At 69.1% G+C, this 11,936-nt stretch carries 11 protein-coding genes and 1 pseudogene; 9 read left to right on the top strand and 3 right to left on the bottom strand.

Going from position 1 to position 11,936, the window contains the following annotated elements; genetic code table 11:
- Positions 1–6: 6 nt before the first annotated feature.
- Complete coding sequence (locus ACI791_RS12045; RefSeq protein WP_456586255.1) at positions 7–807, bottom strand: SDR family NAD(P)-dependent oxidoreductase; 801 nt, start codon at positions 805–807, stop codon at positions 7–9.
- Between the two features lie 406 nt (positions 808–1,213).
- Between ACI791_RS12045 and ACI791_RS12040 the strand changes: the two genes are divergently transcribed.
- From ACI791_RS12040 to ACI791_RS12015, 6 genes and pseudogenes are all read left to right on the top strand, one after another.
- Positions 1,214–2,482, top strand: coding sequence for an ABC transporter substrate-binding protein (locus tag ACI791_RS12040; protein ID WP_456586254.1), 1,269 nt, complete (start codon positions 1,214–1,216; stop codon positions 2,480–2,482).
- A gap of 50 nt (positions 2,483–2,532) precedes the next feature.
- Positions 2,533–3,414 carry a branched-chain amino acid ABC transporter permease gene (locus ACI791_RS12035; RefSeq protein WP_347058027.1) on the top strand — a complete coding sequence of 294 codons (882 nt, stop codon included), beginning with the start codon at positions 2,533–2,535 and terminating at the stop codon, positions 3,412–3,414.
- On the top strand, positions 3,415–4,431 hold the full coding sequence (locus ACI791_RS12030) for a branched-chain amino acid ABC transporter permease (RefSeq protein ID WP_456586253.1): 1,017 nt from the start codon (positions 3,415–3,417) through the stop codon (positions 4,429–4,431). It begins immediately after the preceding gene.
- Positions 4,428–5,201: an ABC transporter ATP-binding protein gene (locus tag ACI791_RS12025; RefSeq protein WP_456586252.1), complete on the top strand. Its 774-nt coding sequence runs from the start codon at positions 4,428–4,430 to the stop codon at positions 5,199–5,201. The genes ACI791_RS12030 and ACI791_RS12025 overlap by 4 nt, the downstream gene beginning before the upstream one ends.
- Entirely contained in the window at positions 5,188–5,901 is a 714-nt protein-coding gene (locus ACI791_RS12020) for an ABC transporter ATP-binding protein (protein WP_347058024.1), read from the top strand. Before ACI791_RS12025 ends, ACI791_RS12020 begins: the two co-directional genes overlap by 14 nt.
- Positions 5,841–6,134 (top strand): annotated as a pseudogene (locus ACI791_RS12015) (DUF6537 domain-containing protein); the annotation flags it as partial. The gene ACI791_RS12020 and the pseudogene ACI791_RS12015, both read left to right, overlap by 61 nt.
- Before the next feature lie 93 nt (positions 6,135–6,227).
- Here ACI791_RS12015 and ACI791_RS12010 read toward each other — a convergent pair.
- Entirely contained in the window at positions 6,228–7,439 is a 1,212-nt protein-coding gene (locus tag ACI791_RS12010; protein WP_456586251.1) for an acyl-CoA dehydrogenase family protein, read from the bottom strand.
- Positions 7,440–7,624: 185 nt separating this feature from the next.
- Positions 7,625–8,341, bottom strand: a complete 717-nt coding sequence (locus ACI791_RS12005; RefSeq protein WP_456586250.1) for a TetR/AcrR family transcriptional regulator — start codon at positions 8,339–8,341, stop codon at positions 7,625–7,627.
- A 282-nt stretch (positions 8,342–8,623) separates the two neighbouring features.
- Here ACI791_RS12005 and ACI791_RS12000 point away from each other — a divergent pair, with 282 nt between their 5' ends.
- The 3 genes from ACI791_RS12000 to ACI791_RS11990 all read left to right on the top strand — a co-directional run bounded on the left by ACI791_RS12000 (position 8,624) and on the right by ACI791_RS11990 (position 11,839).
- A complete protein-coding gene (locus tag ACI791_RS12000; RefSeq protein WP_456586249.1) occupies positions 8,624–9,652 on the top strand; it encodes a tripartite tricarboxylate transporter substrate binding protein in 1,029 nt (342 codons plus the stop codon).
- Positions 9,653–9,718: 66 nt separating this feature from the next.
- Positions 9,719–10,186 carry a tripartite tricarboxylate transporter TctB family protein gene (locus ACI791_RS11995; RefSeq protein ID WP_456586248.1) on the top strand — a complete coding sequence of 156 codons (468 nt, stop codon included), beginning with the start codon at positions 9,719–9,721 and terminating at the stop codon, positions 10,184–10,186.
- A 3-nt stretch (positions 10,187–10,189) separates the two neighbouring features.
- Entirely contained in the window at positions 10,190–11,839 is a 1,650-nt protein-coding gene (locus tag ACI791_RS11990) for a tripartite tricarboxylate transporter permease (protein ID WP_456586247.1), read from the top strand.
- The last annotated feature ends 97 nt before the right edge of the window (positions 11,840–11,936 follow it).

The following is an 11,936-nucleotide window of genomic DNA, read 5'->3' as shown; positions in this document are numbered from 1 at the left end:
CCGCGGTCACCAGCCGCCGTAGGCCAGCCACCCGCCGTCGACCGGCACGCTGACGCCGGTCAGGTACGCGGCGGCGGGCGACACCACGAACGCGACCACCTCGGCGACCTCCTCGGGCGTCGCCAGTCGCCCGAGTGGCGTTCGGCGCTCCAGCGCACTCGCGTCGAAGCCTCCGGCGGCCATCGTCTTCTCCACGAGGGCGGTGGAGACGTAGGCGGGGCTGACCGCGAGCACCCGCACACCGGCCGGCGCCCATTCCACCGCCAGCACCTTGGTCAGGCCTTCCAGACCGTGCTTGGCCGAGCAGTACGCCACCCGCCCGCTGATGGCGGTGTGCCCGAGGATCGACGAGATGTTGACGATCACCCCTTGCCCCTGAGCGGCCATGGTGGGGTAAGCGGCCTGCGCGAGCAGGAACGGCGCGGTGAGGTTCGTGCTCAGTACCGCGTTCCAGTCCCTCGCGGACAGTTCACTCGCCGGTGCGACGGACGGGATCCCGGCGTTGTTGACCAGGATGTCCAGCCGCCCGTGGACGGCCGTCGCTTCCTCGACCAGTCGGCTGATCTGCTCGGGCTCGGCGACGTCGGCGGCCACCGGCGTCACGGTCAATCCCTGCGCGCGGAACTCCTCGGCGCAGGCCTCGGCGCGCTCCTCCGACCGGCTGTTCACGATCACGCTGGCTCCCGCGACCGCCAGCCGACGGGCGATGGCCTTGCCGATCCCTGCGGAGGAGCCGGTCACCACGGCGACGCGGCCCGACAACGGAGTGGCGGGCGTCACGGCGTGTGGTTCGAGCGATTCACTCATCGGGTGACCTCCGGGCCTGCGGATTGCTTCGTCGGGTCACACAAGCACACGTCGGATGGTCGTGTCTTCGTTCGGCCGCGGCAGAAGTTGGAACGGCCCGCCCCGCCCCGGCCGGGCCCGGCGCCGGAGGCGCCGACCGCGTCAAGCGCCCGGAAACTGCGTGACCAAACCGTGATACGCGAACGGCCACCCGCCGGGCGCCCCCATCGGCTCGCCCCTGACGAGGGCTTTCGTGCCAGGCCACACCTCGATACGCCGGGCCGCTCCCCGCTGCGCACCCGGTCGGCCTGCCATGAGGGCGACGAAGAGGTTGCGTGTCGTGCCTCACAGTCCCTAGGTTGCTGACGACCGTTCGTATGGGGCAGGCGGCTCATCGAGCCGCCGGAAGCATCGAGGTGCAACGACTGTGAGCCGACTCATCCCACGCAGGAGGCGCCGCCTCGCCGCCGGCGTCGTGGCCGTGTCCTTCCTCGCCGCCTGTGGGGGTGGCGGCTCTGCCGGCGGCGGAGACGAGAGCGGGCCCATCAGGATCGGCGTCCTGTCCGACCTCGGCAGCCCGGCCGGCGAGAGCATCGTCAACGCCGCCGAGCTCGCCGCCGAGCGGATCAACTCGGACGGGGGCGTGCACGGCCGGGACTTCGAGCTCGTGGTGCGCGACACGGAGCTGAACCCACAGGAGGCGGTCGCGGCCTACCAGCGGCTCGGTCAGTCCGACCAGGTGGCGGCAGCGGTGGGCATCCGCAGTTCGGGTTCGAGCTTCGCGATCATGGACCACCTCGCGCGGGTCCAGGTCCCGTTCCTCAACACCGGTTCCGCGACGACCGAGCTCGCCGACATGGTCAGCGAGAACTACGACGACTACAAGTACTGGTTCCGCTTCATGCACAACAGCGCGGAGATCCCGGAGCCGATCATGAGCTTCGTCTCGGACCACCTCCAGCCGACGTACGGGGTCGAGCGCATCGCGATCTTCAGCGAGGACGCCACGTGGACCGAAGAGGTCCGCCAGATCATGCGGGACCACATCGAGCAGGACCCCAACCTGGAACTGGTGGCAGAGGAGCTCTTCGACGTCCAGACCACCAACTTCACGCCGATCTTCCAGCGGCTCCTGGCGGCGGAGCCGGACTTCATCGTCGAGGTGTCCGCGCACGTCAACAGCGCGGGGTACACGAAGCAGTGGGCAGCCCTGCAACCGGCTCCCATGGGCGGTGTGGCGGTGTCGCAGATCTCGTCGACCTTCTACGACGAGACCGACGGAGCCGCGGCCTGGCTCTTCGGTCAGCACTACGGCTTCCCCGAGGTGCCGGTGACCGACGCGAGCGCCGACTTCTACGAGAGCTACCTGGCCGAGTTCGGCGAGGCTCCGAACTACACCGGCACCTACACCTACGAGGCGATGATGGCTCTGGCGGACTCCTTCGAGCGGATGGAGCCCGGCGAGATCGGCGACGCCGATGCGCTCATCGCCTCGCTCGAGGACCTGGACATGACCGGTGTGCTGGGGCAGTGGCAGTTCCAGGAGGACCACCACCCGGTCTTCGAGGGAAACCGCGAGCAGTCGCTCATGCTCGTGCAGTGGCTGCCCGACAACCAGCGTCAGGTGATCTGGCCCGAGGAGGTCGCGACCGGCGAGTACCAGCCGCCGACGTGGTGGACCGGGTGGGGTCAGTGAGCCGGGGCGGACCGGCCGACGCCGCACAGAGCGACTAGGGGACCTCCGCCTTGGACGAACTCCTGAACATCCTCGTCCTGGGGATCACGCGGGGGACGCTGTACGCGCTGCTCGCTCTCGGGTTCGCGCTGATCTTCAGCGTCGCCCGCGTGATCAACCTGGCGCACGGCGCCTACTTCATGATCGGGGCGTACTTCTCCTACATCTTCTACGACTACGTCCTCGGCGAGGGGGGCGTCGCGATGATCATCATCGCGGTCGTCGTCGGTGCCCTGGCGAGCGGGCTGATCGCCCTCTTCCAGTTCTACGTGCTGTTGCGAGGACTGAAGAACCCGCGGCACGACTACATCCTGGTGATGTCCCTGGCACTGTCCCTGCTGGCCGGTGAGATCTTCCGTCAGGTCTTCGGTGCCGAGCGTGCGACCCCGCCGGCCTTCGTGAACAGCTACGGCACCGTGTTCGGGGTGCGGGTGATCAGCCAGGAGCTGATCATCGTGCCGGTCGCCGTGCTGGCGGTCGTCGCGATGGTCCTCTACCTGAAGTACACGAGGCAGGGCCGTTCGGTGGTGGCGGTCGCCCAGAACCGGCACGGGGCGGTGCTCATGGGCATCGACCCGGTGAAGGCGTTCGCCATCGTCTTCTTCCTCGCCGGCTGCACCGCCGGGCTCTCCGGCGCGCTGATGGGGCCGATCCGCGTCGTCGATCCGCTGATGTGGATCCCCCCGTTGATCCTCTCGTTCGCGATCGTGGTGATGGGCGGCCTCGGCAGCCTCTACGGCACGATCGCCGGCGCCTTCCTGGTCGGACTCATCGAGACGGCCACCGCCCTGCAGATCGGCGCCGCGTACACCGAACTGGTCGCGTTCGTGGTGATCATCGCGGTCCTGGCGATCCGGCCGGCAGGTCTTTTCGGAAAGCAGGTCAGGCTCTAGATGGACACGGCACTCAAGAACGTCCGAGTCGTGGGCTCTCCCGTCGTGCTGGTCGGTCTCGTGGTCATGGCGGTCGCCGTGCTGATGATCGCCGACCCGTTCGTGACCCAGATGCTCACGATCGCCCTCCTCTACGGCTTCTACGTGATGTCGTGGGACGTGCTCTCGGGGACGACCGAGGAGATCAACTTCGGGCACCCGTTCTGGCTGCTGGCCGGCGCATTCACGGCCGGCTGGCTGAACCTGGAGTTCGAGTACACCGCCTGGATTACCGTGCCGGCCGGTGCGCTCGTGGCGATGCTCCTGGGGCTCCTGGCCGGCGGGCTCACGCTGCGCCTGCGGGGTCCCTACTTCGCCCTCGTCACCCTGGCGCTGGCCGTGACGCTCTACAAGCTCAGCTTCATCTGGGACGAGTTTTTCGGGGGTGAGGAGGGGATCTCGGGGGTCGACTTCATCACCGAGTCGGCCAGGGGCGACTACTACGTCGTCCTCGCCCTGCTGGCCGTGTCCTACTTGCTGCTGCACCAGTACTACCGCAGCCGGATCGGGTTGATCCTCATGGGGATCAAGGCCAACGACGACATCACCCGGGCCTCGGGTCACAACACGACCTTCTACCGGATCATGACCTTCGGGATCGCGATGTTCTTCGCCGGCATCGCCGGCGCCCTCACCGCGCACGTCCAGGGGTCGGTGAACTCGGAGCTGGCGGCCGGTGTGGTCGGTACCCTCATCGTCCTCTACGCGATGATCGGGTCGCGCGGCACGCTCGCCGGGCCGCTCATCGCCGGGTGTCTCTTCTACGTCCTCGACCAGAACCTTCGCGTCCTGGAGGAGTGGCGGACGATCATCCTGCTCGGGTCGATCATGCTGGCGATCTATCTGTTCCCCGACGGAGTCGTCCGGGAGATCCAGGACCGCATCCGCCGACGGCGGCTGCGACACTCACCGAGGTCGGAGGCAGCGTTGACCCCCGAGGAACCGGGATCCGTGGCGACCGCGAGCTCCCCGCGATGAGTACGGCGATCGATCAGGACGTCATCCTGGAGGTCCGGGGACTGACCAGGCGGTTCGGGGGGCTGGTCGCGGTGAACGACATCTCCTTCCAGGTCCGCCGGGGCCACGTCCTCGGCATCATCGGCCCCAACGGTGCCGGGAAGTCCACGCTGTTCAACCTCATCTCCGGGGTCGACCGGCCGACGAGCGGACGGGTCGTCATGGAAGGCGACGACATCACCGGCAAGTCCAGCAGCGCGGTGGTCCACCACGGCGTGGCCAAGACCTTCCAGCTGGCTTCACCCATGCCGCACATGACCGTCCGGCAGATCCTCTCGCTGGCGGCCAGCTCGAGTCGGCCCCGGGCTCGCGCCCGGGACCGGGGGATGGATGCCTACATCGGCGAGATCGCCGAGGAACTCGGCCTGGTCCCATTGCTGGACGCGTACACCGAAGAGCTGAACGTCGCCGCGTTGCGCCTGGTGGACATCGGCCGGGCGCTGGCAACGGATCCGACGCTGCTGCTGCTCGACGAGCCGTTCTCCAGCCTGTCGCACGACGAGATCGAGCGGGTGAGCACGGTGCTCCGGGAGCTGCGGGCGCGGGGCATCACGATGGTCATGGTCGAGCACAAGCTGCCCGCCCTCATGCGGTTGGTCGACGAGGTCATCGTCATGAACTTCGGTGAGCAGATCGCCCACGGTGCCCCGCGGGAGGTCGTGGAGAACGAGCAGGTGATCGAGGCATACCTCGGCACCAAGGCGACGAGGATGTTCGATGCCCCTTCTTGAGATCCGGGACATGCGGGCGTCGTACAACGCCGTCCCCGCTGTCCACATCGACGAGATCACCGTGGAGGAGGGCGAGCTCGTCGCCGTCCTCGGCCCCAACGGGGTCGGCAAGAGTACGACGTTGTCCGCCATATCCCGCACCGTGTCGACGGTCGGGACCCTCCGGTTCGACGGCGAGGACCTCGGCCCTCTACGGCCGGCCGACGTCATCCGGCTGGGGGTCGTGCACGCTCCCGAGGGGAGGCTGCTGTTCCCCGAGATGACGGTGACGGAGAACCTGCGGATGGGTGCCTTCCTGCGGTCGGACAAGGCGGAGATCGAGCGTGATCTCGAGTTCGTGCAGGACCTCTTCCCGATTCTCGCCCAGCGGGCCCGTCAGGACGCCGGCACGCTGTCGGGAGGGGAGCAGCAGATGTGCGCCATCGGGCGGGCGCTCATGGCCCGCCCCCGGTTGCTGTTGCTCGACGAGCCGTCGTTCGGGTTGGCCCCGGTCATCGTCGAGCGGATCGAGCGGGTGATCGCCGACCTCAACCGGGAACGGAAGTTGAGCATGCTCCTCGTGGAGCAGAACGTCTCGATGGCACTGGGCGTGGCCAGCCGCGCGTACGTGCTGGAGAACGGGCGGGTGGCCCGGCACGGATCGTCGCGGGAGCTGTCCGGGGATCCGGACTTCCGCCGGGCGTACCTGGGCGTCGCGTAGGCGGCAGTGGCGGGACCGTCCGCTCGGCACTCGGTCGCTGGTTCGGTCCCGCCTCCTCGGCTCTGTACGCCATGCGGCGGGTGCGCGGCACGGCGCTCGACCCGTTCGGCCGCGCCGAGATCCGCCGGGCGGCGCGCGGGCTGGTGCGGGAGTACTGCGAGGTGCTGGAGGAAGTTCTCGAGCCCCTGGGGGACCGGGTGATCAACACGGCGGTGGAGAGCGCGGCGCTGCCGACATGTGCGCGGCTACGAGGACGTCGGGCTGGGCGACGTGCAGCGCTACCGGGAGCGGCTGGCGGAGCTGCGGTCGTCGTGGGCGGGCGCCGATCAGTCGTACTGGCGCAGCTCCCGCCGGGACAGCGTCATCTTGTGCACCTCGTCCGGGCCGTCGGCGATCTGGAGAAGGCGGGCCTGGGCGTAGAGCGCCGCCAGGGGCGTGTCCTGCGAGACGCCGGCACCCCCGTGCGCCTGGATCGCGCGGTCCACGACCCACGTGGCGACGGCCGGTGCCGCCACCTTGATCGCGGCGATCTCCACCCGTGCACCCTTGTTCCCCACGGTGTCCATCAGCCAGGCGGTCTTGAGTACCAGCAACCGCACCTGCTCGATCCTGATCCGGGACTCGGCGACCCAGTCCTGGAGGACGCCCTGTTCGGCGATGGGCTTGCCGAACGCGACCCGCTCCTTCGCTCGCCGGCACATGAGTTCCAGCGCCCGCTCCGCCATCCCGATCAGTCGCATGCAGTGGTGGATCCGGCCCGGACCGAGGCGGGCCTGGGCCATCGCGAAGCCGCCGCCCTCCGTGCCTAGCAGGTTCCCGGTGGGGACGCGCACGTCGTCGTAGTGGATCTCGGCATGGCCGCCGTGGATGCCGTCGGTGAATCCGAACACCGACGTGGAGCGGAGGACGTTGACGCCCGGGGTGTCCAGCGGGACCAGGATCATGCCGTGCCGATCGTGCCGGTCGTTCTCCGGGTTGGTCACGCCCATGACGATCGCGATCCGGCATCGTGGGCTCATCGCTCCGGAGGACCACCACTTGCGCCCGGTCACGATGTACTCGTCGCCGTCCCGGCGGATCCGGGTCTCGATGTTGCTGGCGTCGGAGGAGGCGACGGCGGGCTCCGTCATGCTGTAGACGGAGCGGATCTCCCCCTCCAGGAGCGGCGCCAACCAGCGCTCGCGCTGTTCCGGGCTGCCGAACAGGGCCAGTAGCTCCATGTTGCCGGTGTCGGGGGCGCTGCAGTTCAGTGCCTCGGGTGCGATGATCGGGCTGCGGCCGGTGATCTCCGCCAGGGGCGCGTACTCGGCGTTCGAGAGCCCTGTGCCGAACTCGGAGTGCGGCAGGAACAGGTTCCAGAGCCCGCGTCGGCGTGCCTCGGCCTTCAGGTCCTCCATCACCGGAGGCGTGTCCCACGGGTGGTCCATGGCTGCCGCCTGCTCCGCGAACAGTGGCTCGGCGGGGTAGACGTGCCCGCGCATGAAGTCCTCGAGTTCGCCGATCAGTTGCTGCGTCCGCGCGGTGAACGCGAAGTCCATGTTCGTACCCCCAGCGCAGTTCAGTCGCGTGGCCACCGGATCGGTTCCGCAGCTGACGTTTCATGAACGTTCGTCCGTCCGGTGGGCCGGACGCTAGCCGGAGGCCGGGGAGACGGTCAAGGTGCGGGCGGCCGGCTCCGGCTGCCGGGCACTCGGCCCGGCCGGCGGGGCGCCGCTGGTCGCCATCAGGGGCTGCCGGGAGTCCGGCCGGGTCCTTCCACCTGTGTTCCTGAAGCCGCCGGGCCGGCCGCGGTGGCCCCGCGCCCGTCGCGGTCACCCAGGTGGGACGAGAGTCGCTGCCGGTCACCCGTGTAGTGCACCGCGCGCAACGCGAGCTCCACGTGGGCCGTGCAGACCTCGTCGACCGAGAGCTCCTTCGACGGGTCGAACCACCGGGTGAGCCCCATGCCGACATCCAGGAGGGCGAACGCCGCGACCGGCACGTGCGGCACGGTGAAGACGCCCTCCGCCACGCCGGCTGACACGATCGTCTGCAGTCTGCCCGCGTAGTCCCGCCGGCGCTCCATCACGGTGCGGTACCGGCGCGACTCCAGGCTCTGCAGCTGCCGGTTGGCGATGCCGGCCAGCCGGGGATGCATGGCGTGGAAGCGACTGTGGGCGTCGACGAAGGACACGAACTGCTCGACCGTTCCCGAAGCCGACGAGGCGGAGCTCATTTGCGCATCGCTCAGGGCTCGCCAGGACCGCTGCACGATCTCCCAGAGGATGTCCTCCTTGGACCGGTAGTGGTTGTAGAGGCTTGCCGGGGTGACCCCGACGGCAGCGGCGATCTCGCGCATGGACGCGCCCTCGTAGTTCCTGCCGACGAACAGATCGACGGCGGCGTCGAGGATCGCCTGCGCCGTGCCGGGCAGGCGGTCGTCCTCCGGGGCAGTGCTCACCGCGCGGCCCTCCCGATGGTGCAGGTACGTCGACGTCCGGTCGGAGCGTGAGGCAACCTAGCAGTGAACGTGCGTTTGTTCACACGTGCGTCGTCACCGAAACGTGACCCGGCCGATCGCAGGCGTGGCGTTGACGGTTGTCCGACCCCCACCTAGCTTCCGTGTGACCTGTTTAACAAACGTCGGTTAGCGGAGGGTTTCTGCATGAACGCAACAGCACGCATCGGCTGCGCCGGTGCATCGGTGGTAGCCGGTGGCCCTGGTGGGGGTCGTGGGGGGGTGATGACGCGGGCCCTCGCTCTCGGTGCAGCAGCTCTTCTCCTCGCTGCCTGCGGAACCTCCGGCGACGGTGGCGACACCACCGCGGCCGAGGGCGGCGGCGCCGACGGCGGCGGGTGCGAGGTGAACGGCGAGGCCTACCCCTCGGGGCCGATCGAGTACATCATGCCGTACGCGGCGGGCGGCGGGACCGACGTCCTGGGCCGCGCTCTCGCCCAGGGGATGAGCGACGAGCTCGGCGTCCAGGTCAACGTGGTGAACATGCCCGAGGGCTCGGCCGTCGTCGGCAAGACGGCGCTCGCGAACGCGGAGCCGGACGGCTCCACCATCGGCTCGGTCACCGTGCAGACGATGATCTATCCCCGCGTGGGACTGGGGAACGTGACCAAGGACGACCTGACGCCGATCTCCGTGGTCAGCACCGTCCCCGCCGGCGTCACCGTCCGCGCGGACGCCCCCTACGACTCGATCGAGGAACTGCTCGCCTACGCGGAGGAGAACCCGGGCGAGCTGGTGGGCTCGGGCACGGGTGCCGGCGGAGTCTGGGACATCGCCCGGGCCGGCATGCTGATCGAGGCCGGCCTGCCCCTCGACACCATTCGCTGGGTGCCGAGCCAGGGTGCCGCGCCCGCCCTCCAGGAGGTCCTGGCGGGTGGCATCGACATCTCCTTCGCCTCCCTGCAGGAGAACCAGGCCATGATCGAGGAGGGGCGGGTCAAGGCCCTCGCGGTCATGGCCGACGAGCGGGAGGAGGGCTTCCCGGACGTTCCCACGCTGACGGAGCAGGGGGTCGACTTCACGCACTCCGTGTGGCGCGGCGTCGGTGGTCCGGCGGGTCTGCCGGACTGCGTCGTCGAGACTCTGGACGGGGCGGTCGCCACGACCGTCGAGAGCCAGGAGTTCATCGACTTCATGGCCAACACCAACTCCGCCATCACGTACATGGACGCCGCTGAGACGGCGGAGTTCTGGGAGGAGCAGGACCAGGCCATGGCGGAGCTCATCGACCAGATGGGGATCGGGACCAGCTGAGCACCACGACCGACGAGGGACGTTTCGATGCAGCTCACGCGCACGCAACGGCGAGACGACACGGTCGTGGCACTCGTGTGCCTGGCTCTGGGATTGGCCGCGATCTGGGAATCACGATCCTTCCCCGAGGCTGCCGGCGGCTATCCCGGTCCGGGGCTGTTCCCGACCTTGGTCGGGGCCGTGTTCGTGGCGTGCGGGCTGCTGCTCCTGGCCCGGGTCCTGCTCAGTCTGCGCAGGACCCGGGCGCCGGAGGACGCGTTCACCACCCGGGGGGAGGCGGTCGAGCGCCCCACGCGTCGGGCACTGCTCAACGCGGCCGCGATCCTGCTGGCGGTGCCGGTGTACGTCTTCCTGTCCGACGTCCTCGGCTTCTTCCTGACCGTGGCGCTAGTCGTCGGTGGCCTGATGGTCGTGCTCGGCACCAAGGTGCTGAAGGTCGCCGTGCCGGTGGCCATCGGTGTCGCCGGCTTCGTCTGGTACATCTTCGGCGAGATCCTGCTGGTGCCTCTGCCCAGCGCCATCTGGGAGGGCTGACGCGTGGGCAACCTGACCGACGCCGCGCTCATGATCCTGGATCCGACGGTCCTGCTGGTCATCTTCCTGTCGGCGATCTACGGCCTGTTCATGGGCGCGATCCCCGGCCTGACCGCGACGCTGGCCACCGCGCTGCTGGTGCCGTTCGCCTTCTTCCTCGAGCCGGTGGCCGCACTGGCGTCGATCATCACGATGTCGGCGATGGCCATCTTCGCGGGGGACATCCCGAGCGCGCTGGTGCGCATGCCCGGCACCCCGGCCAGCGCGGCCTACACCGATGACGCCTACTTCCTGACCCGGCAGGGAAAGGGCGACCTCGCGCTGGGCATCGGCCTGGTCGGATCGGCCGTCGCCGGGATCATGGGCAGTGTCGTGCTCATCCTGGCGGCCCCGATCGTGGCCGAGTTCGCGCTGCAGTTCACCTCCTTCGAGTACTTCTGGTTCGCCGTCCTCGGCCTCAGCACCGCCGTGGTGATCTCACGCGGCTCGCAGGTCAAGGGCGTCATCGCCCTGTCGCTGGGGCTGCTGCTGGGCACCGTCGGGCTGGACCCGACCATGGGCTTTCCCCGCTTCACCTTCGGATCGGATGGACTGCTCGGCGGGATCAACTTCATCCCCGCGATGATCGGCCTCTTCGGGCTGTCCGAGGTGCTGCGCAACGTGCTCGCCAAGCATGTGGTGCAGCGGCCGCCGCGCATCGACATGAAGGGGTTCTGGCGCCGCATCGGCCGTCATAGCCGTCGCGAGAGCCGGCACATGCTGCGCGGCGGTGCCATCGGTTCTGTCGTCGGAGCCCTGCCCGGGGCAGGTGGCGACGTGGCCGCCTGGGTGTCCTACGGCACCGCCAAGAACGGGGCCAAGGAGCCGGGGAAGTTCGGCAAGGGCAGCACCGAGGGCATCGCCGCCGCCGGCTCGGCCAACAACTCCTCGCTGGCGTCGGCCTGGGTTCCGACGCTCACCCTCGGTATCCCCGGCGACACCATCACGGCCATCCTGATCGGTGTCCTGTACCTCAAGGGGCTCACGCCCGGTCCGGCCATCTTCCGTGACCAGCCGGAGCTGGTCACGGCCGTCTACCTGATCTTCATCCTGGCCAACCTGCTGCTGATCCCCCTCGGCTACCTCGCCATTCGGATGAGCGGGTTCGTCCTGCGGGTCCCACGGCATGTACTGCTGCCGGTCATCGTCGTCTTCTGTGTCGTCGGCAGCTATTCGGTCAACAACAGCTTGCTCGGCATCTGGGTGATGCTGGGGATGGGAATCGTCGGCTTCCTGATGGAGCGCGCCGGCATTCCGCTGGCACCTGTCGTGCTCGGACTGGTGCTCGGCCCGATCGTGGAGCGGAACTTCACCGCCGCCGTGACCGTGACGAACTGGGACCTGGCGCAGTTCTTCACCCGGCCGGTGAGCGCCGCCCTCATCGTCGCGGTCCTGCTGACGTGGATGTGGCCGCTGTTCTCGATGCTCCGCGGCCGTACGAAGGGATCAGGTGATCGACCTGGCGACGGGGACGGCGGAGGGGCGGATGGGACGGGCGCGGATGACGAGCCGGGGACTCCCGTGTCCGTGGAGGCCGACGCGAGTCCGTCCACGCCCACGGCACGGGAGGTTCGTGTCGACCGCGGGATCAGGCCCCCCGGGGATGGTCCGTAGCGTTCGTCGCGGCCCAGGGGTGTCGGGGACTTCTCGCCTCGGGGCCCGGTTGGGAACGGCTGCGGACCGGGCGCCGTCTCGGACAGTGGGACCTCCG

The sequence above is a fragment of the Blastococcus sp. SYSU DS0973 genome (assembly GCF_054051055.1).
The sequence above is the reverse complement of the archived record's forward strand: the minus strand, read 5'-3'. Positions and strand labels throughout refer to the sequence as shown.

Excerpts from the sequence above, each read along its gene's own strand:
- ACI791_RS12020 (WP_347058024.1), top strand. The coding sequence starts at position 5,188 with ATGCCCCTTCTTGAGATCCGGGACATGCGGGCGTCGTACAACGCCGTC.
- ACI791_RS12030 (WP_456586253.1), top strand. The coding sequence starts at position 3,415 with ATGGACACGGCACTCAAGAACGTCCGAGTCGTGGGCTCTCCCGTCGTG.
- ACI791_RS12025 (WP_456586252.1), top strand. The coding sequence starts at position 4,428 with ATGAGTACGGCGATCGATCAGGACGTCATCCTGGAGGTCCGGGGACTG.
- ACI791_RS12045 (WP_456586255.1), bottom strand. The coding sequence starts at position 807 with ATGAGTGAATCGCTCGAACCACACGCCGTGACGCCCGCCACTCCGTTG.
- ACI791_RS12000 (WP_456586249.1), top strand. The coding sequence starts at position 8,624 with ATGACGCGGGCCCTCGCTCTCGGTGCAGCAGCTCTTCTCCTCGCTGCC.
- ACI791_RS12010 (WP_456586251.1), bottom strand. The coding sequence starts at position 7,439 with ATGGACTTCGCGTTCACCGCGCGGACGCAGCAACTGATCGGCGAACTC.